The organism is Peribacillus sp. NPDC046944, from assembly GCF_050272735.1.
Taxonomy (GTDB): Bacteria; Bacillota; Bacilli; order Bacillales; family DSM-1321; genus Peribacillus.
Genome location: NZ_JBNNML010000006.1, coordinates 19,122 through 44,797, shown reverse-complemented (window position 1 = coordinate 44,797; position 25,676 = coordinate 19,122). Strand labels below are relative to the sequence as shown.

Sequence of the window (25,676 nt, the reverse complement as noted above, 5' to 3'; positions counted from 1 at the left end):
ATTTTTAGCGTATGTATGGTTAAACTTATGCAAAGGTGGTTCCATTCCCTTTTTGTTTTTCGAAAATGAGTGAATACTGCTAGTGATGATTTGCAAAAATTAGGGAAATAGCCCAGGAAATATCGAACGGTGTTATGGAAAAAGTCACGAGATAAAAAAATCGTCAGCATGTCGACTGACGATTGTTCCTACTCTTTTTTGACGAGTAAACTTTGAATGATGGTTAGTAAAAACGAACCGATGAGCGCGCCCCAAAAAGAATGAATGACAAAACCACTGACCACATACGACGTAATCAGAAAAGTGAAAGCATTGATGATGAAGGAAAACAATCCGAATGTCAGGATCGTGATTGGTAAAGTGATGAGCTGTAGAATGGGTTTAACTAACATGTTCATAATCGATAATATGAAGATAGCCAGCAAAGCTGTGCCATAAGATTTTATCGTGATGGAGTCGAGAAGCCAGTCTATGAAAAGTAATATCAGCCCATTGGCAAGAAAACGCATGATTATATTCATGGAAACCTCCTAAAACACTATATGCATTCCTTATTATACTAAAACCTCATGCAAATCAGGGGGGAATTTGCTGAATTGGCACAAAAAATCTTCTATATTTAGAGGCATCTTTCGACTGTTTGGCGAATGGGTACACGTGAAAGTAAAATTCACGGAATTTTCACTGATTAAACAGGCTGATTTCCTATAAAATGAGAGAAAGCGAAGCATCTTAATTGATAACACTTCCAATTTCACCCTCTAGTATTCTCGATTACTATTCTATTTTTCTTATAATTGATAAAAAAGCAAGAATAAAGAGAATGCGCCACCGCTGGAGTTATACCAATATATAGATAGTGAATACCTAAATAAGTGCATAATACCTCATTTCCCCTACATATTTTATACTTTACTAGCATTTAGAAAAGAAATTATGCTTATTGAATCTTATTATTATATTAAAATTATTATAAATAAGTATTGATTTTTTTCTAAGAAACTATATTATTATATGTATATTAAAACTAATGAAGAGGTGGTTCATTTATGTCGAATAAGAAAAACCTGACAACTAGCTGGGGTGCCCCGGTTGGCGATAACCAAAATTCAATTACTGCTGGATCACGTGGACCAGTGCTTATACAAGATGTTCACTTATTAGAAAAACTGGCACATTTCAATCGTGAACGTGTTCCTGAACGTGTCGTCCATGCTAAAGGCGGTGGCGCATTTGGTACTTTTACCGTTACGAATGATTTGTCCAAATATACGAAGGCCAAAGTATTCAATGGTGTAGGGAAAGAAACGGAGATGTTCATCCGTTTTTCAACGGTAGCTGGGGAACTTGGTTCTGCCGATACATTACGTGATCCGAGGGGCTTCGCGGTCAAATTCTACACAGAAGAAGGAAACTACGATATCGTTGGGAACAATACACCTGTATTTTTCATCCGTGATGCAATCAAATTCCCTGATTTCATCCACACACAAAAAAGAGATCCTAGAACACACTTGAAAAATCCGACTGCCGTATGGGATTTCTGGTCTCATTCACCAGAATCACTTCACCAAGTAACTACGCTGATGTCCGACCGTGGGATTCCAGCAACATGGCGCCATATGCATGGATTCGGAAGCCATACATTCAAGTGGGTGAATGAAGAAGGACAAGCTGTTTGGGTGAAATACCACTTTAAAACAGAGCAAGGCATCAAAAACCTTGATGTGAACCTTGCTGCTAAACTTGCAGGTGAAAACCCTGATTACCATACGGAAGATCTATTCAACGCGATTGAAAAAGGTGATTTCCCGGCTTGGAAATTATGCGTACAAATCATGCCTTTGGAAGACGCGGACACATACCGCTTTGACCCATTCGATGTGACTAAGGTCTGGTCGCAAAAAGATTATCCATTAATCGAACTTGGCCGCGTGGAATTGAACAGAAACCCTGAAAACTATTTTGCTGAAGTAGAGCAAGCAACATTCTCCCCAGGAACATTCGTACCTGGAATTGAAGCTTCTCCAGATAAAATGCTTCAAGGCCGTTTATTTGCTTATGGCGATGCCCATCGTTATCGTGTAGGTGCTAACCATAACCAACTTCCGGTTAACCGTCCGAAAGTGGAAGCAAACACATATCAACGCGATGGCTTCATGCGTGCCGATGATAATGGGAAAGGTTCCGTTTATTACGAACCAAATAGCTTTGGGGGACCAGCTGAATCAAACGAAAACAAACTTGCGCCGTTTGAAGTGTCTGGACAAGCTGATCAGGTTGCCTATAATCATCATGATCACTACACTCAAGCAGGAGATCTATATCGCCTGTTGAGCGACGAAGAAAAAACACGTCTTGTAGAAAATGTCGTGGGTGCAATGAAACCAGTGGAATTAGAAGAAATTAAACTTCGTCAAATCGGACACTTCTACAAAGCCGATCCAGAATACGGAACACGTATTGCTGAAGGTCTTGGATTAGCTGTACCGCAAGAAGTCTAAGAATAGAATCAACATCTAAACAGGCATCCATTAGTGCAATGGATGCCTGTTTTTTCGTATTAAGCGAAGGTCCTACCTAGTTGTAGATGCCGGTATACAGTTCATGTCAATCACAGCACATGCATCATCTACAGTCTCAGCTTGTGTTTTTAAATGGTCTGCTATTGGATTTTTGAAAGTCTTGACCATCCTGGATGAGATGGGGAAGGAACTAGAATGTTAGGTACAAACGAAAAAGCTCTTCTCTGATTTTTCAGTGGAAGAGCTTTTAATCTTATAAACTATTAGACTGAAACGATGAGGGCTGCTGCAAAGACAAGGGCATGTTAGACAACCCTTGTCCATGACTATGTATGGTGCATATATCTAACAAGTAACTGTTAAGAATCTTTAACAGCCCTTATCCAAGGAGTGCTAATAGTTGTGCGTTAAAAGCGTTTTCCTCCTTTTAACGCTAGTATTGGCCCCGCCTACGCCGAATACTTTGACGGCCACGCATGCCATCCAACCTACTTACATTATAATGGAAAGCGCTTACATTTTCAAAAAGTATCGTAGTACAAATTTCGACATGTATAAGATATCACTCCTCCATTCTGTAAAGAACGGTGCTGATTTCACTGAGCGTACTTGGCATTCCGTCCTCCAATCAAATGGTATCTTCCTTTGTTTATAAAGATTTATGATTAAAAAACAAAATATTTTATATGAAATCAAGAGTTTTAGAGGAAAATTAAAATAAAAAACGAACGAAATATGTTTTTATTAGTATATAGTTCGCATATAATGGTTTTGAACACATGGAGGGGGAGAAGTGGAATATGTATAGAACAAAAAAGGTTTTATTATTGGGCTCAGGAGAATTAGGCAAGGAAGTCATCCTGGAAGCTCAGCGGCTTGGTATTGATACCGTTGCAGTCGACCGGTATGAACATGCACCTGCCATGCAAGTGGCCCATCGAAGTTATGTGATTGATATGTTGGATGAGAAGCAGCTTAAGGAAGTCGTTGAAAAAGAACAACCTGATTTAATCGTGCCGGAAATTGAGGCCATCGCCACTTCCGAATTGCTTAAATTGGAGGAAGAAGGGTTCGCGGTTATCCCAACGGCAAGAGCGGCTAAATTGACGATGGATCGTGAAGGAATTAGAAGGTTGGCCTCTGAAACGCTAAAGTTACCAACGGCAGCTTATCGATTTGCCAATACATATGAAGAATTTGTTTCATCTGCTACAGAAATCGGTTTTCCTAATGTCGTGAAACCGCTAATGAGTTCTTCTGGTAAAGGGCAAAGCATTTGTCGTTCAAAAGATGATTTGGAAGCCTGCTGGAAAATAGCGATGGAGGGTGGCCGGGTCCAAAATGGAAGAGTGATCATTGAAGAGTTCATTCGCTTTGATTCGGAAATTACGTTGCTAACTGTCCGTGCCGTTAACGGAACGATGTTTTGTGCACCAATCGGCCATGTCCAGGAGGGCGGGGACTATATAGAATCTTGGCAGCCACATGCTATGACGGAAGGACAAATCATCGAAGCTAAAAGGATTGCCAAGAAGATTACAGATGAACTTGGTGGATATGGATTATTTGGAGTGGAGTTATTCCTTTCAGGGGATAAGGTCTATTTCAGTGAAGTCTCCCCACGTCCGCATGATACAGGATTAGTAACATTGGTCACCCAAAACCTATCGGAGTTTGCCCTTCATGCCCGTGCGATTCTAGGATTCCCGATCCCTGAAATCACACTGATCACCCCAGGAGCAAGCCGTCCCTTGAAAGCACCGGTTGAGTTATCAGAATATTCTATAGTCGGGGTAGATAAAGCTTTGGCTCAACCGAATACGCAGGTGCGCGTTTTCGGAAAACCGGTCACGAAGGTTGGCAGAAGGGTAGCTGTTGCATTATCCACAGCTGATTCTGTCGAAACGGCGAGGGAAACCGCAACCCGTGCACTGAGTTACATGAAGGTTGAAAAATAAAACACAAAAGCACTCCAGGAATGGAGTGCTTTTGTTTAAGGATTATTATTGGTAGATGGATGTAATAGTTAAAAAATGTGTATCACATGAAGGATATGGCCCCAGTCAATATCGCCAATCCAGTGAGAATCAGGGATGAAAGAATGGCCCATTTTAAAGCAAAACGTTGATGGTCACCTATATCTTTCCCAATCATGCCGACTAATAAAATGGTCGAAGCGACTAATGGACTCATTAAGTGAACGGGTTGGCCCAATATGGAAGCCCGGGCAATTTCAATAGGGGCAATCCCATACGCGGAGGCGGCTTCAGCAAGGATGGGCAGGACTCCAAAATAATAGGCGTCGTTTGATAATACAAAAGTAAAAGGCATACTGGTAAACGCTACGATTAAAGGGAAGAAGGCGCCTAAAGATTCCGGAATGATGGAAACCAGAGTGTTGGCCATTGCGTCCACCATTTTTGTTCCGGATAAAATTCCAGCAAAAACGCCAGCTGCAAAAACAAGGATGACCACGATTAGAGCGTTACCTGAGTGAGCTAGCATCCGTTCTTTTTGCTTCTCTAAGTCTGGGTAGTTTATCAGTAGGGCAAGGATGAAGCCAATCAGAAATAATACGGGAGCAGGCAGTAGGTTCAGTATAAGAGTAGTCATGATGGATAGGACGATCAAGAGATTTACCCACAATAACTTAGGCCTTTTTATATCGCTTTCTTCTTTAATGAGAGTGTCCTCTATAGTAGCGGCAGTCTCAGATTGAGCGATAGAATCCTCTTCTGCGTAAGGGAAATGGATACTTCCAAGCCGTTTGCGTTCTTTTTTTCCGAGTAAAAAAGCAATGAAGGTCACCCATAAGGCTCCCCCAATCATTGTTGGTATGAGGGGAACGAAGAATTCGGAAGCATCAAGACCCAAAACAGCTATGACCCGTGTAGCGGGGCCTCCCCATGGTGTCATGCCACTCATTACACTTAAGGAGAGCATAGCGATAGTGGCCATTATCAAAGGATTCATGCCAATTCGTTTATAAAGAGGAAGCATGGCTGAAACCACGATCATATATGTGGTTGTGCCATCCCCATCCAATGCTACCATGAGGGATAGAATGGCTGTCCCTATCGCAATTTTGACAGGGTCCCGTTTAACAATCTGTAATATTTTTGCGATAAGCGGGTCGAATAACCCAGCATCGATCATCACTCCAAAAAACAATATAGCGAATAATAATAAAGCGGCTGAAGGTGCAACGAGCTTTATCCCTTCAAGCATCATGGGACCGATATCAGAAGCAAACCCACCAATTATAGCGAAAATGATAGGTATAAGTGTTAAAGCCACAATCGGTGACATCTTTTTGGTCATAATCAAATATGTAAAGATAGTAACCATGGAAACTCCTAATATAGTTAGCAATGGACGGTTCCCCTCCTTTTGAATACGCTTACAATAAAGACTTTTCTTGATTGATTATTCAGAAAATTAATTTTAAAAATTCCTATTTGCTTCACCTCAATGTTGTTATTGGTTATCTTTGTTAAATAGTAATACAGGAAAGTTAATAAGTTAAATATATATTTTTTTCGATTTGTCATTAAAAAAGTTTATAACCTATGTACATCATCACAATCTTAAGGGGAATGTCAGGGGTTCTTTTTTGGTACCTAAAGGAGGAAGTAACGCTAAAGCATACTAAACTATTTAGGCTTGGAAGAAGTCGAAAGAGAGGAAAGGGTATTCGATAAACTCATAAATTCAATGTATACTTTCTTTAATATCTTATAAATACAAATTATAACATTAGAAAAGGCGGGTTCGAATGGATGAAAAGGATTGGATTTTCTTAAACATACTTCATGAGGAGAAAAGCATTACACGCACGGCAGAACGACTATATATATCGCAGCCAGCTTTAAGCTATCGATTAAAGAATATAGAAGCAGAGTTTGGCGTAGCTTTATTTTTCAAGACGAAGAAAGGAATCGATTTTACCTCTGAGGGCGACTATATAGTAAAGTACGCCGAGGAAATGCAAAGGAAATTGCAACAAACGAAAGACCATGTGATGAATATGAATGATGGAATCAATGGAACGTTGCGTTTAGGTGTTTCCAGTAATTTTGCACGGTATAAGTTGCCTGAAATCTTGAAAAGATTTTCGAAGCAATATCCAGATATACAATTTAATTTAAATACGGGATGGAGTACCGAAATCATGAGCCTCCTGGATTCGTCAAAGGTACATGTGGGGATCGTACGGAACAACTATCAATGGAAGGGAGAAAAGTCCCTATTATCCCAAGAGAGGTTATATCTGATTTCGAAAAGAGAGATTACGATAGAGGAGCTGCCGAGCTTGCCGTTCATTAATTATCATACCGACAACTCATTGAAAAATTTAATCAGTGATTGGTGGCATGATCAATTTTCGTCTCCACCTCGTATCACCATGGAAGTAGATAAGCTGGAGACATGCAAGGAAATGGTCAAAAATGAATTAGGGGTGGCAATAATCCCGGAGATGTCTCTACAGCCCAATGATTTTCTACATAAGTTATGCTTAAAAGATAAACAGGGAACACCTTTGCAACGGAACACGTGGTTAATGTATGATGCCAATTTTTTAAATCTTTCGGTAGTAAAAGCTTTTGTGGATTTCCTTGTTAAGGAAAGATAATAAAGCAGGCTTAGGGATATGGAATGACTCCATCCTAAGTCTTTTTTTGTATGGTTATAAATATTTTTTATCGACTTTGTGTAAATTTATATATTTCATTTATTTTTTGAAGTGTATTAAGCTTAGCTCAAGTAAAAATATGTTAGGAGGAAGATATATGGTTCAATCTAATTTCGATATAATAGTAGTAGGAGCGGGAAATGCCGCTTTATGTGCAGCTATAGCAGCTAGAGAAAAAGGCGCAAGCGTACTAGTACTCGAGCGAGGACCGAAGCAAAAGAGAGGTGGAAATTCATTCTTTACGGATGGAGCCATTCGCACTGCTTATAATGGTCTGGATGATATCAGAAAAATCATTCCTTCTATCACTGACGAGGAAGCCGAGAAAATTCATGTGCCCGTTTATAGTGAAACAGAATACTATGATGATCTCATGAGGGTTACGAAAGGACAGAGTGATTCTCAATTGGCGAAGCAATTGGTTACTCAATCCTATAAAACCATTCAATGGATGCAGGGCCATGGCATTGAATTTGAATTGAATTATGAAAATCAATCTTTTGAAAAAGACGGCAAACGGATATTTTGGGGTGGTCTTCCGTTAAAAACCAATGATAAAGGTGTAGGGCTGATTAGAAAACTGAATGAACGTGTGATAGAACTTGGCATAGAGGTTTGGTACGAGACGCGCGCTACCGAGCTGAAGCTCGAGAATAATCAGATCAAGTCAATCGTTGTACAGCAAGAAGGCAAGGAGCTAACGATCAATACGACAAGCATCGTTTTAGCGTGTGGCGGATTTGAAGCAGATAAAAAGCTACGGAGCGAATTTATCGGTGAGGAATGGAATGCGGCTATTGTGAGAGGAACGGAATATAATACTGGAGACGGGTTAACTATGGCTTTGGCGGTAGGAGCACAGAAATATGGGCAATGGTCCGGCTGCCATTCAATTGGGACGGATTATAATGCTCCAAAAGTCGGTGATTTTACGAAACCTGGAGACATCTTCAAAAAACATTCTTATCCTTTAAGCATCATGCTAAATAAAGATGGAAACAGGTTTGTCGATGAGGGTGCGGATTTCCGAAACTATACATATGCCAAGTATGGAAGGGAAATCTTGAAACAGCCTGATCATGTAGCCTATCAGATTTATGATTCTCAGGTGCGACCGTATCTGCGTAAAGAGTATGATCTTGAAGAGGCTACCATTTATCAGGCGGATACGCTCGAAGAACTTGCTAATTTGCTGCCGGTTAATCAAGCACAATTCTTGAAAACGATTGAGGAGTATAACCATTCTGTACAAGAAGGAAATTATAATCCTACGGAAAAAGACGGTAAAGGAACGGATGGAATTACCCCACCAAAATCAAATTGGGCACTTCGCATTGAACAAGGTCCATTTTATGCTTTCCCGGTAACATGTGGAATCACTTTTTCGTTTGGTGGAATACATGTCAACACGGTAGGCGAGGTATTGAATGAAGAGGAAGCACCTATTGCGGGACTGTTCGCTGCGGGTGAAATGGTCGGAGGGATTTTCTACGAAAACTATCCAGGCGGATCTGGGTTAATGTCAGGATCTGTATATGGTAAACTTGCAGGAACATCTGCCGCTTCGTATGCCTTGGAAAACCGAAGAGACACGGTTACTCAGTAAAGAATAATGGATGAAGATAAGGAAGCCGACTTTTTCTATATTAGAAAATTCGGTTTTCTTTATTTGGAAAGGAAGCGAGAAGAAGGAGGTTTTAAGATGGGTGAAAAAGATCAAGTACTTTCCCAATTTGGAAAAAACGCTGCCAACTATGTGACGAGCAAAATGCATGCGAGTGGAGAAGATCTGGATTTACTTATAAAGATCGTGGAAAAGAACAGAAAGGATAACCTTTTGGACATCGCAACGGGAGGCGGTCATGTGGTCAAAGCTTTAGCTCCACTATTTAAACAAGTGACCGCTCTTGACTTGACCCCTGAAATGTTAGAGAAAGCAGAGAAATTCATCACCTCAAATGGCATTGGAAATGTATCGTTTGTTCAAGGAGATGCCGAGCAGCTCCCTTTTTCCGATCAATCATTTGGGACGGTTACATGTCGGATTGCACCCCACCATTTCCCCAACATAAACCGATTTGTAATGGAGTCAAACCGGGTCTTAGAAAGAAATGGCCTTTTCCTCTTAATAGATAACGTTGCAGCTGAAAAGGATGAATACGATCACTTTTATAACTATATAGAAAAGAAAAGGGATCCTAGCCATTACAGGGCCTATAAAAAAACTGAATGGATTTCACTTATTGAAAACACAGGCTTTATTATTGAAAGTTTTACGACATTCAAAAAAAAGTTCGAATTTAAGAAGTGGTGTGAAATGATGCAGCTTCCTGAAAAGGAACAAAATGAATTGATGGCCTATATGATTGCGGCTGAAAAGGAAACAACCGATTTTCTTTCAATCGAGGTTGTGGAAAACCAAGTTCTCTCTTTTCAAGGGCAGGCGATGTTATTAGTGGCAAGGAAAGAGTGAACAGGTATATTCGTTTCTTTGAGATTTGTACGAAAAGATGAAAAATAAAAGTGGGAAGGTCATCGAATGGAGCGATTAGTAGATACAATGAAAGGCATTTGGCTAGTGATACTATGCGGCCTAGGAGGGGCTTTTCTGGCGTCAACGGGATTATCCATCGGATGGATGATCGGATCCCTGTTGATGTCCGCCCTGCTTTCTTTTTGGAAGCCAGCTTTCTTGAAGTTACCTGATAGTCAATCGAATAGCATGCAAATTTGGTTAAGAACAGGACAATGCCTGCTTGGTATTGAATTGGGCTTACAACTCAACCTTTCCGTGTTGAGAATATTCATGGAAAATAGCATCACGATCATCATCGTCTTGGCTTTATCGTTGTTGTTTTCTTTAGGCTCCGGTTTTCTTTTGTACAAGTTATGTAAAATGGATATGCTGACGAGTTTCTTTTCTACGGCACCGGGAGGTCTTTCAGCTATGCCAGGAATGGCTCAGGAAGCAGGGGCCAATACCGGAGTTGTGACGATCATACAAACCATCCGGATTTTTTTGGTTGTCATGATTGTACCTTTCTTTGTACTTGGGGCTAATCCATTAGCCTCAACTCCGGCTCGTTTTTTCGGTGGGGTGGAAAGTTTTAATGAAGTTGAAATAGGATGGACGCTTGTGCTGGCTCTCGCTGCCTGGGGTGGTTTCCATGTCGGGAAAATCCTCAAGTTACCTGCGCCGTGGCTAGTAGGCAGCATGTTGACGGTTGCATTTTTTCAAGCTTCCGGTTCACTCATTGCCGGGATGGATTTGATTGCCTGGTGGCCAGATAGCATCATGATTGTTTCACAAATTATGATTGGGGCAAGTGTGGGAGCCAAGTTCAATAGGGGAATGTTCGTAGGAATGAAAAAAATTCTGGTCGTCTCTTCATTAAGTACCGTTGCTTTTATATTCATGATGATCCTTTGTGCATATATCGATTCCAGAATGACTGGAATGTCCTTTTTGACTACTTCATTGGCCTTTGCGCCTGGAGGAGTTGCGGAAATGACCGCCACTTCAGTAGCCCTCGAATCCGACCCGATGTTTGTCGTTGCTGTTCAGGTACTCAGGGTGTTGATGGTGTATGTGACTTTGCCGCCATTATTTAAATTACTGAATCAACGAGCGATGCAAAAAAATGGACATCCCGATTTATCAGCATAGTGTTTACGCTATCAATAATTATATTTTGACTGATGACGCCCAGCCCCAGGCGAAGGGGAAGAATAATCCAGCATGGGCTGCCTCTTCTGGGGCGGTCTTTTTTTAGTGTGTGCTTTCTTTCATGAACTGGAAGACTTCTTTTGAAGTGGCGGAACTTGTCTTTGTTGTAGCAGTCCCCTGAACCTATTCATTCTCTACCTATTTTTCTTTTCTTTACTATTCATTTACATAAAACCCCCATATATTTACACTCCCTTCACAGTAGGTTCATCTTCCTGCGGTATATTTTAACTGAATCATCCATTAAATCAGTAGGAGGTCGTTTTCTTGAAACGTTCATTCAGTAAAAAGATTTTGCCTGTTGCCATCATTTCCACACTAGCTCTTGGAAGTCTTACATGGTCGGTCACAAACAACGATGTCCTGGCAAAAGGAAAGCCTAAGAAAGAACCGGAGATTAGAAACGTCATTTTCATGATAGGGGATGGAATGGGTGTCTCTTATACATCCGCCTACCGGTATTTAAAAGATAGACCTTCTACGACGGTGGCTGAAAGGACGGCATTCGATCCATACTTGGTGGGTCAGCAGATGACATACCCAGAAGATCCGACACAAAATATCACGGATTCCGCTTCTGCAGCAACGGCGATGTCAGCCGGGGTGAAAACGTATAACGCAGCAATCGCAGTCGATAACGATAAGACAGAAGTGAAAACGGTATTGGAAGTGGCCAAGGAAAGCGGGAAATCAACTGGTCTTGTCGCCACATCGGAAATTACCCACGCCACCCCAGCATCATTCGGTGCCCATGACGAAAACCGGAAAAACATGAATGGAATTGCTGATGATTATTACCGGGACCTAATAGAGGGTCAACATAAAATCGATGTCCTCTTGGGGGGAGGCCAATCGAATTTTGTCCGGCCGGATGTCGATTTGACAAAAGCGTTCAAAAAAGATGGATATAGTTATGTTACCGATAAAAAGCAGCTCCTAAAGGATAAAAATAAACAGGTGCTTGGGTTGTTCGCTTCAGAAGGTTTGCCTAAAATGATTGACCGCACCAATGAAACGCCTTCATTGGAAGAGATGACGGACTCGGCGATTCAACGCCTGAATAAAGATAAAGATGGATTCTTCTTGATGGTGGAAGGAAGTCAAATTGATTGGGCTGGCCATGATAACGACATTGTCGGGGCGATGAGTGAAATGGAGGATTTTGAAAAAGCCTACAAGTCAGCCATCGAGTTCGCGAAAAAAGATAAACATACCTTAGTTGTCGCTACGGCTGACCATTCCACGGGAGGGTTCTCAATCGGAACGAAGGGAGTCTATAATTGGTCCGGTGAGCCGATTAAGGCTGCCAAACGGACACCTGACTTCATGGCGGATGGCATCGTAAAGGGTGAGGATGTTGAAAAAACCTTGAAAAGGTATATTGATCAAAAGAAAGTGAGACTTACGAACGAGGAAATCCAATCCGTCAAGGATGCCACAACAAGTAAACATGTTACGACGATTGATAATGCAATCGAAGCCATTTTTGATAACAGGTCCAATACGGCTTGGACTACCGGGGGACATACGGGGGAAGATGTGCCCGTCTATGCATTCGGGCCCTACAAGGACCGTTTTGCCGGACAGGTCGATAACACGGATCATGCCACGATCATCTTCGACTTATTAAATAAAGGAAAATAAAACGCTGGGAGGGATTCGGTGAACAAACTACTTTTTGGTGCCTTTTTATTAACCACATTTGGTGCACTTAATACGCAGCCAGCTTTTGATGAAAAACCAAACGTAATAGAAAAGACAGAGGAAAAGGAAAAACCATTGGTGAAGAAGGATGTCTATGTTCCTAACCCCCAGTTACCGGATGATCGTGATTTGAAACAAGTCGGCCAACAGGTTTCCGATTCACGAGGCGAATTGACAGTAAAAGAGTATAAGCCGATAAATGAAACCGTGAAGGTCGGGCCAATCACGGTAGAAATGAAGGATATCAAGGTGATGCATGTGGTTCCGGATTATAGCATGATTGACTTCTTTCATGGTTACACCCATGAACACGCATTCGATATCGTGAAAATGAATGTGAAAGTCCATAATCCTACCAATGCGGACGCCAAGATTTCCCCGGTCGCTTTTCTTCAGACGGATGGGGGAGAACATTTGACTTGGAAAGATGATATTTACCTGGAGAACTTGAATGGGGATATAAAAGCGAAGGGCTCAAAGCAAGGGAATATCGGGTTCATCCTCAAAAAGGAAGATGTGAGGAGGATTTCGGTTCTGACCAGTGATGCCGTAAATGGTGAAGGGAAAGTGCTTTCGAAAGGGAAAAAGGTAGAATTTTCTTTTTAAGAAGTAATGTATGTTTACTCGTCCCCAATCCATACTAAAACTGTGATAGGAACCTCCTATTGCTTTGAAAAGAAATATCCCAATCTTTTACGATGAGGTGATACAACATGAGTTATAAAGATCAATTAGATCCACATTCTCAAAAGTTTCACCATAATTGGACAAGACCTAAGCGTTCGAAGTCTCAAGTAAATGGCCATACGGAAGTATCGCAAACGAACATTATACTAAGAAGCAATGCGAAGGCCCACAGGTGGTAACGGATATTTCTGATCATGGAGAAGGAGACTCGTAACGGGTCTTCTTCTTTTCCTTCCTTAAAAAAATACAAGGGTCCATTGCCTTTTACTGAACCGCTATGTTCATGCCATGGCTTTTCCGCCAAAATTATGATACCATCTACTTTTAAGGACATGGTAGAGCAAGTGTTGGAAAGAGCTTGAACAAGCCCATTATATTCCACTAGAACATAGTGTGATTTATCCATATGACTATTTCCAGCACTCACATACATATACAAATAGAGGACGTGACTTTTGATGATTAATATTAAAATCCCAGCAGCGGATATCAGCATTAAACAAAGAAAACAAGTGATTGAGGGTGATGAAGCCATCATCCCGGAAATCTTCGGATTCATTGATTTCCATTTGATTCCCCGTGATAAGGGCGGCATCATCATGTTTTATAATGAGAAGGACGAGTTGATCTTTGTCGGAAAGGCACGTAAATTAAGACAAAGAGTCAAAAAGCATTTCGAGGATAATGTTTCACCGATTAAAGAACATCGTAATGAAGTGAAAAAAATTGAGGTTATCATCGTAGAAGATGCGATGGAACGTGAAATCTATGAAACGTACATCATCAATACACTTCATGCTAAATACAACATTGATAAAGTATTTTATAAATAATAGGAGAGCTGATTGCATGCGCAATCAGCTTTTTTATGCGTAGAAGCAGATTTACAGGTAAGACTTCCTTATGATCCTATGAAATTTTATTGCATAATCCCAGAATTTATATTGCTAAACTGGAGTTTTGTGACATAATTAGAATAATTAAAATATTTGAATAACTTATCAGGTCATTTGGAGGGGTTTCTGTGTCAAAAGTGAATACGGCAATTATTGCTGGTGGGGGCATCGGCGGGCTTGTTACTGCCCTTAAACTTCACCGCGTTGGTGTATCAGTGCAAGTTTTTGAAAGTGTACAAACGATAAAAGCATTGGGAGTGGGCATCAATCTTCTTCCACATGCTGTACGGGTCCTTACGGAGCTTGGATTAGGGGAAGAACTTCAGAAGATTGGACTGCCTACGGCCGAGTTGAGTTTTTTCAATAAATACGGTCAACAAATTTGGCAGGAACCGAGGGGGTTGAATGCAGGATATCGGTGGCCACAATATTCCATCCATCGTGGAAGTCTGCTGATGCTGCTACTAAAAGCGGTCAAGGAAGAGTTGGGGGAAGACTCGGTCATAACCGGTCACCATCTATCTTCATTCCAACTGTTCGATGATTGCGTGGAAGCTCAATTTGTGAATAAAAAAACAGGGGAAAATCTAGGGGCATATAAAGCAGACATCATGATTGCAGCAGATGGCATCCATTCCACAGTTCGAAAATTCTATTATCCGAATGAAGGTGACCCTAAATTCAGCGGCCGGATTTTATGGCGTGGCATCACAGAATCGTCATCTTTTTTAACCGAGAAGACAATGATCATGGCTGGCTATCAAGACCAGAAATTCGTTGCTTATCCTGTCGATCCTTTGGCAGAGAGTGGTCGTTCGCTTATGAACTGGATTGCGGAGTTGACGATTGAAGGGGATGCGCCTTCCCGAAGTGATTGGAATCGGAAAGTAGAGAAGGAAGTCTTTGCACCAGCTTTCGCCGATTGGGATTTTGGATGGTTGAATGTACCTAAATTAATAGAGGAAACGGAGTCCGTTTTCGAATTCCCAATGGTCGATCGCGATCCTCTTCCACGCTGGTCCTTTGGCAGAACCACGTTGCTTGGTGATGCCGCACATCCGATGTACCCAATTGGTTCCAATGGAGCTTCCCAGGCGATACTGGATGCGGATGCGTTAGGGGAAGCCATTTTAAGTGGAGTACATGCAGAAGCGGCTTTATGTGCTTATGAAGAATCACGTCTTGAGAAGACGGCGGCCATCGTGCTGGCCAATCGTCAGAATGGACCGGAAGAGGTCATGCAGATTGTCGAGGACCGGGCTCCAGGGGGATTCGATCATTTACATGATGTCATATCACAACAGGAACTAGAGGATATTGCCAATAAATATAAACAAATTGCCGGTTTTGACCGTCATGTTTTAAATAGCAGATAAGGGTGAGCAGAATGGTTGAACATATTGTTTTGGTTAAGTTAAGTGAAGATGTAACAGATGATCAAGTGGATGAATTGATTTCTAGGACTCTGGCTCTAAAAGATGTTATACCAGGTTTACTGGATATCCAGCAAGGAAGGAATTTTGCGGGGCGCAATCAAGGGTACGAGATAGGCATGACTGCCAGATTTGAGGACAGGACGACATTTGAAGCATACTTGCCGCATCCATCGCATCAAGCGATTCTTGCCTATTTAGAAGAGATTGGACTTGAAGATTTAATTGTGGTCGACTTTGATACTAATTGATTAAAGGTGCGTGTCATACGCATCTGTCTGTTCTTTTGCTTTTGTGCTTCAACGTACTAAATAAAGGGGAGAAGGTGTAGGATTGAGGACAGTCCATGCTGGTGAAACGATAGATAAAAGTCGTTTTAACCTGTTTCATTTACTATTAATTTTTTGGGGTTTTTTCATTATCCTGGTCGACGGTTATGATGTGGTCATCTATGGTTCAATCGTTCCTTCATTGATTGAGGAGTGGTCCATATCATCGGTGACAGCGGGAGCAATCGGCAGTTATACGGTAATGGGTACGGTTGTCGGAGCGGTCTTTTTTGGCTACTTGGCCGATAAGGTCGGACGTAAGAAAATCATCTTATTTTGTACGGCTCTCTTCAGTCTTTTTACTGCTTTATCCGGTGTGGCTGGTGGACCAGTCTTGTTCACCGTTTTTCGTGTCATTTCAGGAATCGGACTGGGAGGCGTGATGCCGAACGTGATTGCCCTGACAACGGAGTACGCACCGAAAAAGATTCGGAGTGCGATGATTTCCTTTGTATTCTGTGGGTATTCGGTCGGAGCGATTGCAGCCGCCCTAGCCAGCCGTGCCATACTCCCGGAATTTGGATGGAGGCCGATTTTCTGGATTGCGGGTTTGCCGCTATTGATCCTACCCTTTATAGCTAAAGCGATTCCAGAGTCGGCGGTCTTCCTATTGGAAAAAGGGAAAAACGAGGAAGTAAAGCAGATTCTTAAGAAAGTCAATCCAGAGTTAAGTTTGAATGGGGAGACAAGACTCGAAAGAACGGAAGCACCTGAACAAGGTTCAACCATTGTGAAATTATTTGAGAAAAAACGAGGGTTCAGTACAATCATGTTTTGGATTTCCTGTTTCAGCTGCTTTGTCCTGATATATTCGATGAACACGTGGCTGCCGAAATTGATGATCCAGGCAGGGTATAGTTTAAGTTCTAGTTTGCTATTTGTTGCAATGATGAATGTCGGTGCGATCGTCGGAACGATTGCGTTCGGTCCGCTTACGGATAAACTAGGTTTCAAAAAAGTCATGATTCCCCTGTATGTATGTGGAGCCATTGCCCTTGCAAGCATCGGTCTTACACAAAATGCGGTGCTTGCCTATATATTGATTGGTTTCATCGGTGCATCGTCGGTCGGGGTGCAGAATATAAGCAACGCGATGGTATCACAATATTACCCACCTTCCATGCGCTCCAGTGGCGTGGGGGCATCGATGGCGTTCGGTCGCCTAGGTGGGATTTTTGCACCAACTTTTGTAGGCATCCTCTTAACGATGAACCTGCCAGCTCAAATGAACTTTTCCTTGATTGCAATCGCTGCGGTAGTAGGAGCGATCGCCATTGCTTTCGTTCAGGAAAAACATGCACATTACGGCATGGCCGGAGAAGGTCAACCCGAGGAGAAGCGGGCCGTTTAAATCATGAGACAAGGGGCTGTCTAATAAGTCCTTATTCCATTGAATTTCGCAAAAACAAAGAGGCAGAAATGTTGTTAAATCAACGTTTCTGCCTTTTACTATTTATTCAATTACGGGGTAATTACACCTTTTGGGACAGCCCCTGTGTCATTGAAACCTATTCAACAACCTGATGATAGACTTTCGTCAGGATTTTTTTATATGCCCGGTTCATTTCTTCCTCATCCACGTGTGTAAGGTTGCGATTGAACATGATCCATTCCCCGTTGACCATTACATGATGAATGGACGGTTCGCTCGTTTCAAGTAAAAGATTATGCACAGTCGTGGAAAACTCGTCTGTATCGACCTCTGGAATAAGGGGGTTCTTTTTTATGAAGACAAGATCTGCATGAAATCCATCCTTGATTCTTCCACTCATGTTCTGATGATAGGCGGACGCGCCATTTTGCGTTGCCATTTGCCAGATGTTCTCCGCTGTGAACGGATGTGTCGGGGACATCGTTTTGAGTAGATAATAGGCGATTTTCATATTTTCCCATAAATCGGTACTGGCATAATCAGTTCCCATGCAAACATTCAGCCCTTTTTCAAGCATGCTGGATACGGGGGCTATACCTGCTCCAGTGCTTAGGTTCGAGACGGGACAATGGACGACAGAGGAACCTGCCTCAGCTAGTAAATCGATATCTATTTCATTCAAGTGAACGCCATGGAAAAAAATCGTCTTGTTATCGAGTAGCCCTTGCTCTTTATATAACTCGATGGATGACTTTCCGTATTGAGAATAAATCAGGTCCCTTCTCCATTGGTTTTCCATCCCATGCGTGGTATAGAGGGAATCAAAGTCCTTTTTACTAGAAACACAGAGAGCAAGGGTTTCATCCGTGATATCCTCTTCTTCTAGCAAATGCGTACCAAAGTTGACCTGCCCACTTTGCAGATCGTGATATTCCGGAATCTTCTCATAGGTATCGACAAAACCTTTCATTCCAATGCGGTTGATGGTTTCGGCAATCGCATCCGGCCAATTACTTGGCTCTGATTCACTGACGAACGTGATTCCCTTCTTCACCATATCTGCGTAAGCCTTCATACAAATCGTTTCATATTCCCTTCTGGTCAGTGCATCGATTTTCTCAAAATATCCGGATTGAAGGTGTCCTTGTTTGCTGTCATTACACCACTCTTCAATTTTCATATCCCTTTGAAGTCCTTGGGCAGTTAATGAATAACCATGAAAATGAGCATTGTATAATCCAGGTATTAGTATATATCCTTCACAATCCATTTCTTCGACAGAAGCATTCCCTTCAGAGAGAGAAGGATTTGTGACGATTTTCCCTTCATGTATTAACAGATTTCCCCTTGAAATGGCATACTCTTCATTCAAATATGTTGCGTTTCTTAATAACATGCATTCCCCTGCCCTCTTAAATGATAGTGTTTAACAAATAATATTTATTTTACCACCATGTTCCATTTAATTTTTCCTTTTCTTGACCGATAAAAGAAAAGGAAACTATTACTCCTTGGGAACATATTTACCGTCCACTTTAATTGTGGGCTTTTTATATGAAAAGGGATAGATAAGCGTGACCATTACAAAAGAAATAGAGGGGTAAAAAGAATGAAATTATCCATAAAGAATAAGTTACTACTAAGCTTTTTTCTTGTCTCCATCATTTTTGGAGTTTCAGCTTTCATTTCTTATCACAGTATGAAAGATATGAACAAGAAGTATGATTATATTCTTGATAATATCTCCGAGGTTCAATCAATCACTCAAAGTATCCAGACGGATGCAGCACGTCAGGTAACGTATTTAAGAGGATATCTATTATATGAAACACCTGATATGAAAGAGAAGATGTATGAATCGAATGAAAACATCAATGAATTAATAAAAGAAGCGAGAGATTTGTCGCACTCAGATAAAATGACCAAAGAGCTCGATGGAATCAAAGCATCAAATGACGAATGGATTGAGGAGAGTCGTAAATCTGTAGAAGCGGTACGAGCCGATCCTGAAAAAGCCAAGTCCCTAGCCCGGGATAATGTGGTTCCCATCAGTACCAAAATGGTTGAGCAAACGAATTCATTCTATACATGGATCAAAGACGACATCATGGTGCAAAAGGTGAAAGAGGTTCAGGATAAATCAAAGTCGGCAACTAAGAAGATTATCATTCTAAGCCTGATAGCTTTCGTGCTTGCGATGGCTGATGGATTATTGATTTCAAACGTTATTTCCAAACCAATCGAGAAGTTGAGTAAAATGGCTAACCGGGTCGCTGAAGGAGATTTGAATATAGAAAAAATCGAGGTAAGAACCCGCGATGAGATTTATGTGTTAAATCAATCTTTTGAAAAGATGACCCAAAATCTGCATCATACGATTACGGCCATCTCCTCCAATACGAATAAAGTTACATCATCGGCTGAGCAATTAAGTGTCAGTTCTGAACAATCGAAATTGGCAGCAGAAACAATCGCTCTTTCGATACAGGAAATCTCCGGGGCTTCTGAAAGTTCAACAAGGCAACTGGAAATTAGTCTCGGTTCACTGAATGAAGTGAGCCAGGGTGTGGAACGGATTACCGAAAGTACGGCTAGCATGTCAGAGCTTTCAAAAGAAACCGAGAAACAGGCAGAAGAGGGCAGCCACTATGTCGAGGAGAACTTGAAGCAAATGAGATTCATCCATGAATCGGTTAACCAATCGAATCAGGTTATCGATTCTTTATCGGAACGTTCTAATCAAATCGGGAATATTATCGATGTAATCACGGGCATTGCTGGACAGACGAATCTATTGGCATTAAATGCAGCAATCGAAGCGGCAAGGGCGGGCGAACATGGTAAGGGATTCGCCGTGGTGGCCGATGAAGTGAAGAAACTAGCTGAACAATCCCAGAACTCTACTAAATTGATCACGGATTTAATCATGGGAATGCAAGACGACACAAGGAATTCTGTTACGATCATGAAAGACGTGATGGATAATGCGGAACAGGGCGTGAAGGTTTCAGTGGAAACATCGAATAAATTCGCCCAGATCCTTCAAAGTACGAGAGACATTACTCCGAAAATCGAGGAAATCACGGCTTCTATTCAACAAATTTCAGTCAGTGTAGATGAAGTATCGGAAACGTCGAATAAATTAACGGCACACGCACAGGAAAATGCGGCCAATTCAGAAGAAGTGGCGGCTTCAACGGAAGAACAACTGGCATCGATGGAAGAAATCAATTCATCCGTGCATTCATTGACCTCTATGGCAGATGAGCTAAAGCAAGTGGTTCGTAAATTCCAGATTTAAAGATGTATTTTTAGAAAAAAGCAGGCTTCCTGACATGGTCGGGGAGCCTGCTTTTTCTTTATGTAGATATTTGATGTTGAGTAGGGAACCAAGGGGAAATCGAAAAAGCTTACGAAAAAACTTGCAAATAGTAATCATTACGTTTTATTATATAAAGGTAAACATCATAAACCGTAATCATGACGATTAAGGATATTTATAAAACATTTAGGAGGGAACAAACATGAGAGTAAACATTACCTTGGCATGTACAGAGACGGGAGATCGGAATTATATAACGACGAAAAATAAGCGAAACCATCCTGATCGAATCGAATTGAAAAAGTACTGCCCGCGCTTAAAGAAACACACACTTCACCGTGAAACAAAGTAATCCGGGTACAATATAATCATTTTTATAGAAGGGGAGATAACTAAGGTGGCAAAAAAGTCAATGATAGCAAAGGCAAAAAAACAGCTGGAAACAGTAGAGAAGTATGCAGAGGTTCGACAGGAACTTAAAGTGAAAGGAGATTATGCAGCATTGGCCAAGCTCCCAAGGGATGCTTCGCCAACACGTATTCACAATCGGTGTGGAGTTACGGGAAGACCACGTGGATATATGCGGAAGTTCAACATGTCCAGGATCGTTTTCCGTGATCTTGCACATATTGGGCAAATCGCGGGCATCAAAAAGGCAAGCTGGTAATCTAAGATAGAATGAAAAAGGTGATCACTGTGCATTTACAGCCGGAATCACCTTCTTCTAGCATTTGATATTCTCCTATTCAAACCCCCGATAATTCTGTTGAAGTCCCATTCTTAACGTGGAAATCTCTTGGTTGATTCAAGTAGGTTTCATCATTTCTATTTTCCTAGTACATACTTAATTAGTTATTCATCTTTATCTACGACCGTAATAAAATCTGCCCTCAATACTTGAAAGTGGACATATGATTTAGGGTTAAAATCCAAAACCTTTATCATTCTTCGAAAATTTTACCGGGTTAATCTAAAAAATAAAATAGTTTTGTACTAGATTAAGAGAATGTCATTATTGTATTCCCTTTTCATCCGATACTTCATATAATTGAAGAATCTTACCGGAAGAAGGATGGAATATGCATATTTTTTGGACGATTTATTTAGGGATTTTAGGAACGGTGGCGATTGCTTTTTTGCTTAAAGGCCTTCGTACCCCCTCTTTAATAGTGGATTTCATCATTTCAGTTATTACGTGGATCGGACTATTTGGATTTGTGACGAATACAGCCATACTCACGCCTCTTATATGGAAATTCGTGTTTGTAGGTGGTTTGCTGTGGGATGTACTTTTCAGTTATATCGGAAAGCATGATGATGGAGAAGCAGCAATGGAAGATATATCAGGACGTGCGAAAAGTATCCTCATCGGAGTCACATTACTCATTACACTCGGACCGTTATATTATGGGTTATATCAATATGCATTCTAAAGGAAAGGGCCAATAGGGTCTTTTTTTGATTAGTTCCCTGTATTTTTTTAGTATGGTATGTTATTAAATGACAATAAGTAGTAATATTGAACTACTAAATGGATATGGGGGCTAATAATATGGGTTTTCTCAAAAGTGCCGGTGAAGGTGCGGGATGGTTAGTTGGCGGTGTGACTGGAGGCATTATTAAGGGAGTTGGAGAATTAACGGGATCTAAGTTCATCCAAGAGGTTGGCGATGGTGTTAAGAATTCAACGGAGTTCACAGGTAAGCAACTAGGGAATGTTGCTGAGGGAGTTTGGAATCTTGGAAGTGGACTAGTATCGAAAGATGATGGGAGGGTGGATCAAGGGTTCAAGGATTTAGGGGACGGTGTTGGGAATACAGCGAAAGCAGTGGGACAAGGTATTAAGGCGACGGTGGGGAATGTTGGAGATGTAGCCGGAGGACTTAGGGATGGAGACGAAACACGTTGGAAAGAAGGATTACGCAATGTTGGGAAAACAGTCGCCGTTGGTGCGTTGGGGGTATCCATTTTGGATATGGCGGACGTTATTGATGTAAATGGGAATGAAGGCGGATTGGATGGTTCGGATCTTGCACTAGAAAATGGGTCAGATGGAGCGTATATAATAGAAGAAAATCATCAAGAACATGGTGTGGAACCTCATTGGCGGACATTGGAGAATGGAGAGAGAATTTGGATTGATGGTGATGGGGACAGCAGTATCAATCAATCCGTGGAAGAAGGCGGAGGTTGGAACCAGAGCAATCCTGATTACCGGATACCTGTAGACGAAGCTTGATAACTATTTATTTTATTGGACTCATTAAAAAAAGCAGAAGCTGATCGCTCTGCTTTTTGTGTTCATCTCTGGAAGAACTCGATCCATTCTTTCTCTGGTCCGTATATGTAGAAATAGCGATAGCCGTTTGGCAAGGTGACGATTTCTTCATCAATCAGTTCGACATTCTCAAGGCTTTGGATCCGCGCGTATTCTTCTTCGATATCATCCACGGTAATGGCAAAGTGGTGAATCGTTGCTTCTGATGGCAACGTGTCACTATATCCTTGGATCAATTCAATTTCGGTTTCATCTGAACCGTCATACCCAAGAAAGGCAAGCTGAATGATACCATTCGTATGGGGTACACGCGCTTTCAATTTCAAATCCAACACTTCTTGATAAAAGGATATGGATGTTTCTAGATCTCTTACAACGATGCCGATATGATCGACTTTCTTCATAGTCAAAGGGGATTCCTCCTTCTTGTTGTTATTAAGCAATATTAGTATATATGATTAGGTATAAAATTACAGTAATATAAACAAAATAGTCTGAATGATTTAAATTCTAGCGATTTCCCCCACTTTACTGGATTTTTTATTGAAAAGGAAAAGAATTGCCCTTTTTTAAAGCAAAAATTTGTTTCTGTATGGAATAGTAGATATACTATGGAAACAAACCCATTTTAAATGGACTTGAGAGGAGAGATTATGATGGGAAGTATTCGCGAAGGTGAAGTGTTTACCCTTACTGACGACAGTGATCAAGAGCACGAGGTTGAAGTTCTGGGAACATTGGATGTTGAAGGAACGGAATATGTAGCTGTAGGTTTGCTAGAAGACATTGAAGAAGACACAGAGGAAGATATCGATATTTTCTTTTTCAGAGTTGAAGGCGAAGGAGAGTTAAATGATATCGAAACGGACGAGGAGTTCGAAAAGGTATCATCTGCTTTCGAAGCGGCTTTTGATCCACAAGATTGATGACTAGAAAAGACGGCACATCTACGTGTCGTCTTTTCTTATGTATATCGTGTTAAATTATTGTGCGTATACCATGATAGTGGTTACATGCTTCTATGAACCAATAGTTGAAGAATGTAAATATAATTCATTTTAAGAGAAGAGCTAAATCTGCATGACTGATTTAGCTTCTTTTTATTGGGTTTTCACTACATTGATAGTGAAAACTACTATAAAATACTGGTAAATGATTTACTGTTACTGTAAAATTGAGTAAGTGAATTTTCGGAATTGGAAAGGAATAAATCTGTTGAAAAAGCTAATTAATGATAGACAAGGGCAAGTGGAAGAAAAAGTAGATGATATCACAAAGCAGCTTCAATCTTTCATGGAACAAAGTGCGGATGCCATTTCCATCGTTGATCTAGATGGTAAAACCCTACAAGTTAATGCTGCCTTTGAGGAGTTTTTTGGCTGGATGAATGACGAGGTATTTGGTAAGCCTTTTCCGATCATCCCCGATTTCCTGAAGGAATCTGTTGACGAGTTGCATAATAGGGTCAAGTCGGGGGAACAAGAGAAGGGCTTCGAAACGGTCAGACAAAGAAAAGATGGCCAGCTAATTGATGTGAGCATCACCCTTTTTACGATCAGGAATAACGAAGATGAACCGACGGCATTGGCGTTCGTATACAGGGACATTACGAATCAAAAGTTGGCTGAAATAGCGTTGAGGGAGAGCGAAGAACGGTATCGCAACCTGATCGAGGTGTCACCTGAAGCAATCTTTGTGCATCGTAATGGAATCATTGAGTATATGAATCCCGAAGGTGCCAGAATGCTGGGCTTGTCTGTGGAAGAAATTATGGGGAAGTCCGTTTTTCAGTTCGTGCATCCCGATTCTCAAGACACGGTCGGCAAGCGAATAGAAGTGATGAGAGATGAGGGGAAGACGGTCGAGTTACTGGAGCAAAAGTTCAGGCGCTTTAATGGTGAAGTATTTTATGGTGAAACCATCGCCCTTCCGATTATTTATAAGGGACGACCAGCCATCCAAGTTTTCTGTAGAGATATTACCGAACGTAAGAAGACAGAAGAATTATTATGCAAGACGAATATGCTTTCTGCGGTCGGTCAGATGGCGGCGGGCATTGCCCATGAGATAAGGAATCCACTAACTGCCATCAAGGGATTTTTGCAATTAATGGGTGAAACGCCTGACAAGCAGGAATACCTTGACCTGTCAGTGAAGGAAGTGGACAAGATCGAACGGTTGGCTAAAGAGTTTTTATGTCTTGCCAATCCCCAATTGCAAACATGTGAACATACCCGGATACCTGCCATTTTAGATAGTGTCATAACGTTGGCCAAGCTTCAGGCGAATCTGAACGATGTCGAAATAACGATGGAAACTAAAGTCGACGATTCAACAGTATTTGGTGAACCTAATCTATTAAAGCAAGTGTTTACTAATGTAGTGAATAATGCGATTGAAGCCATGGAAAATGGCGGGAAACTTCATATCCAGTTGGATGAATATGATCCAGGGAACCTGGTCATCCGCTTCATTGATTCGGGTAGTGGGATGACAGAGGAACGAATGAAGCATTTAGGTGAGCCTTTTTATAGCACAACGGAAAAAGGGACCGGCCTGGGACTAATGGTGAGTACAAAAATCATTCATGAGCATCAAGGGCAAATTAAATTTAGTAGCGAGGTCGGCAAAGGAACCACCGTCGATATCATCCTCCCTATTCAAAGGCACATTAAAAGGTGACGAGAGCCAGAGCTAACGTCACCTTTTG

24 protein-coding genes are annotated in these 25,676 nt (G+C 41.3%); 20 read left to right on the top strand and 4 right to left on the bottom strand.

The features are described 5' to 3' along the window. Positions 1 to 188: 188 nt before the first annotated feature. A complete protein-coding gene (locus ACQKIC_RS12410; RefSeq protein WP_427591374.1) occupies positions 189 to 521 on the bottom strand; it encodes a phage holin family protein in 333 nt (110 codons plus the stop codon). 528 nt (positions 522 to 1,049) lie between these two features. Here ACQKIC_RS12410 and katA point away from each other — a divergent pair. Both katA and purT read left to right on the top strand, forming a co-directional pair. Beyond that, entirely contained in the window at positions 1,050 to 2,504 is a 1,455-nt protein-coding gene (katA, locus tag ACQKIC_RS12405) for a catalase KatA (RefSeq protein ID WP_403125104.1), read from the top strand. An 821-nt stretch (positions 2,505 to 3,325) separates the two neighbouring features. Next, positions 3,326 to 4,483 (top strand): phosphoribosylglycinamide formyltransferase 2, encoded by a 1,158-nt coding sequence (gene purT, locus ACQKIC_RS12400; RefSeq protein WP_427591373.1) that lies wholly within the window; start codon positions 3,326 to 3,328, stop codon positions 4,481 to 4,483. Positions 4,484 to 4,565: 82 nt separating this feature from the next. Here the strand turns inward: purT and ACQKIC_RS12395 are convergent, their stop codons facing one another. Further along, positions 4,566 to 5,897, bottom strand: a complete 1,332-nt coding sequence (locus ACQKIC_RS12395; RefSeq protein ID WP_402871199.1) for a CitMHS family transporter — start codon at positions 5,895 to 5,897, stop codon at positions 4,566 to 4,568. 403 nt (positions 5,898 to 6,300) lie between these two features. On the opposite strand from ACQKIC_RS12395, the gene ACQKIC_RS12390 reads away from it, so the two are divergent. From ACQKIC_RS12390 to ACQKIC_RS12340, 11 genes are all read left to right on the top strand, one after another. Further along, positions 6,301 to 7,158, top strand: a complete 858-nt coding sequence (locus ACQKIC_RS12390; RefSeq protein ID WP_402871202.1) for a LysR family transcriptional regulator — start codon at positions 6,301 to 6,303, stop codon at positions 7,156 to 7,158. A gap of 157 nt (positions 7,159 to 7,315) precedes the next feature. Further along, positions 7,316 to 8,824 carry an FAD-dependent tricarballylate dehydrogenase TcuA gene (gene tcuA / locus ACQKIC_RS12385; protein ID WP_427591371.1) on the top strand — a complete coding sequence of 503 codons (1,509 nt, stop codon included), beginning with the start codon at positions 7,316 to 7,318 and terminating at the stop codon, positions 8,822 to 8,824. A gap of 96 nt (positions 8,825 to 8,920) precedes the next feature. Next, positions 8,921 to 9,691 carry a class I SAM-dependent methyltransferase gene (locus ACQKIC_RS12380; protein ID WP_427591370.1) on the top strand — a complete coding sequence of 257 codons (771 nt, stop codon included), beginning with the start codon at positions 8,921 to 8,923 and terminating at the stop codon, positions 9,689 to 9,691. Between the two features lie 66 nt (positions 9,692 to 9,757). Next, positions 9,758 to 10,885 (top strand): AbrB family transcriptional regulator, encoded by a 1,128-nt coding sequence (locus ACQKIC_RS12375; protein WP_427591369.1) that lies wholly within the window; start codon positions 9,758 to 9,760, stop codon positions 10,883 to 10,885. A gap of 327 nt (positions 10,886 to 11,212) precedes the next feature. Continuing rightward, entirely contained in the window at positions 11,213 to 12,589 is a 1,377-nt protein-coding gene (locus ACQKIC_RS12370; RefSeq protein ID WP_427591368.1) for an alkaline phosphatase, read from the top strand. 18 nt (positions 12,590 to 12,607) lie between these two features. Then, positions 12,608 to 13,255: a DUF4352 domain-containing protein gene (locus ACQKIC_RS12365; RefSeq protein WP_427591367.1), complete on the top strand. Its 648-nt coding sequence runs from the start codon at positions 12,608 to 12,610 to the stop codon at positions 13,253 to 13,255. 107 nt (positions 13,256 to 13,362) lie between these two features. Next, positions 13,363 to 13,515: a YpzG family protein gene (locus tag ACQKIC_RS12360; protein WP_402871217.1), complete on the top strand. Its 153-nt coding sequence runs from the start codon at positions 13,363 to 13,365 to the stop codon at positions 13,513 to 13,515. Positions 13,516 to 13,794: 279 nt separating this feature from the next. After that, positions 13,795 to 14,169 (top strand): nucleotide excision repair endonuclease, encoded by a 375-nt coding sequence (locus tag ACQKIC_RS12355; protein WP_402871219.1) that lies wholly within the window; start codon positions 13,795 to 13,797, stop codon positions 14,167 to 14,169. A gap of 191 nt (positions 14,170 to 14,360) precedes the next feature. Beyond that, complete coding sequence (locus tag ACQKIC_RS12350) at positions 14,361 to 15,608, top strand: flavin-dependent oxidoreductase (protein WP_427591366.1); 1,248 nt, start codon at positions 14,361 to 14,363, stop codon at positions 15,606 to 15,608. Between the two features lie 11 nt (positions 15,609 to 15,619). Further along, on the top strand, positions 15,620 to 15,916 hold the full coding sequence (locus ACQKIC_RS12345) for a Dabb family protein (RefSeq protein ID WP_402989887.1): 297 nt from the start codon (positions 15,620 to 15,622) through the stop codon (positions 15,914 to 15,916). 82 nt (positions 15,917 to 15,998) lie between these two features. After that, complete coding sequence (locus ACQKIC_RS12340; protein WP_402989884.1) at positions 15,999 to 17,345, top strand: MFS transporter; 1,347 nt, start codon at positions 15,999 to 16,001, stop codon at positions 17,343 to 17,345. Positions 17,346 to 17,502: 157 nt separating this feature from the next. Here ACQKIC_RS12340 and ACQKIC_RS12335 read toward each other — a convergent pair whose 3' ends face one another. Next, positions 17,503 to 18,762, bottom strand: coding sequence for an amidohydrolase family protein (locus ACQKIC_RS12335; RefSeq protein WP_427591364.1), 1,260 nt, complete (start codon positions 18,760 to 18,762; stop codon positions 17,503 to 17,505). A 213-nt stretch (positions 18,763 to 18,975) separates the two neighbouring features. Between ACQKIC_RS12335 and ACQKIC_RS12330 the strand changes: the two genes are divergently transcribed. The 5 genes from ACQKIC_RS12330 (at position 18,976) to ACQKIC_RS12310 (ending at position 22,927) form a co-directional block, all read left to right on the top strand. Continuing rightward, the gene (locus tag ACQKIC_RS12330) at positions 18,976 to 20,667 is read left to right on the top strand and encodes a methyl-accepting chemotaxis protein (protein WP_402989878.1); all 1,692 of its coding nucleotides are present in this window, start codon (positions 18,976 to 18,978) and stop codon (positions 20,665 to 20,667) included. Between the two features lie 223 nt (positions 20,668 to 20,890). After that, entirely contained in the window at positions 20,891 to 21,040 is a 150-nt protein-coding gene (gene rpmG, locus ACQKIC_RS12325) for a 50S ribosomal protein L33 (protein WP_402871234.1), read from the top strand. Between the two features lie 45 nt (positions 21,041 to 21,085). Next, entirely contained in the window at positions 21,086 to 21,355 is a 270-nt protein-coding gene (gene rpsN / locus ACQKIC_RS12320) for a 30S ribosomal protein S14 (RefSeq protein WP_402989875.1), read from the top strand. A gap of 412 nt (positions 21,356 to 21,767) precedes the next feature. Continuing rightward, on the top strand, positions 21,768 to 22,121 hold the full coding sequence (locus ACQKIC_RS12315) for a hypothetical protein (protein ID WP_402871239.1): 354 nt from the start codon (positions 21,768 to 21,770) through the stop codon (positions 22,119 to 22,121). Positions 22,122 to 22,240: 119 nt separating this feature from the next. Next, the gene (locus ACQKIC_RS12310; protein ID WP_427591363.1) at positions 22,241 to 22,927 is read left to right on the top strand and encodes a hypothetical protein; all 687 of its coding nucleotides are present in this window, start codon (positions 22,241 to 22,243) and stop codon (positions 22,925 to 22,927) included. Between the two features lie 62 nt (positions 22,928 to 22,989). Here the strand turns inward: ACQKIC_RS12310 and ACQKIC_RS12305 are convergent, their stop codons facing one another. Then, positions 22,990 to 23,370, bottom strand: a complete 381-nt coding sequence (locus tag ACQKIC_RS12305; RefSeq protein WP_402955105.1) for a VOC family protein — start codon at positions 23,368 to 23,370, stop codon at positions 22,990 to 22,992. Positions 23,371 to 23,622: 252 nt separating this feature from the next. On the opposite strand from ACQKIC_RS12305, the gene ACQKIC_RS12300 reads away from it, so the two are divergent. Together ACQKIC_RS12300 and ACQKIC_RS12295 are read left to right on the top strand one after the other, a co-directional pair. Continuing rightward, a complete protein-coding gene (locus ACQKIC_RS12300) occupies positions 23,623 to 23,892 on the top strand; it encodes a DUF1292 domain-containing protein (protein ID WP_402871248.1) in 270 nt (89 codons plus the stop codon). Positions 23,893 to 24,181: 289 nt separating this feature from the next. Beyond that, a complete protein-coding gene (locus ACQKIC_RS12295) occupies positions 24,182 to 25,648 on the top strand; it encodes a PAS domain-containing sensor histidine kinase (RefSeq protein WP_402871251.1) in 1,467 nt (488 codons plus the stop codon). Positions 25,649 to 25,676 lie beyond the last annotated feature (28 nt).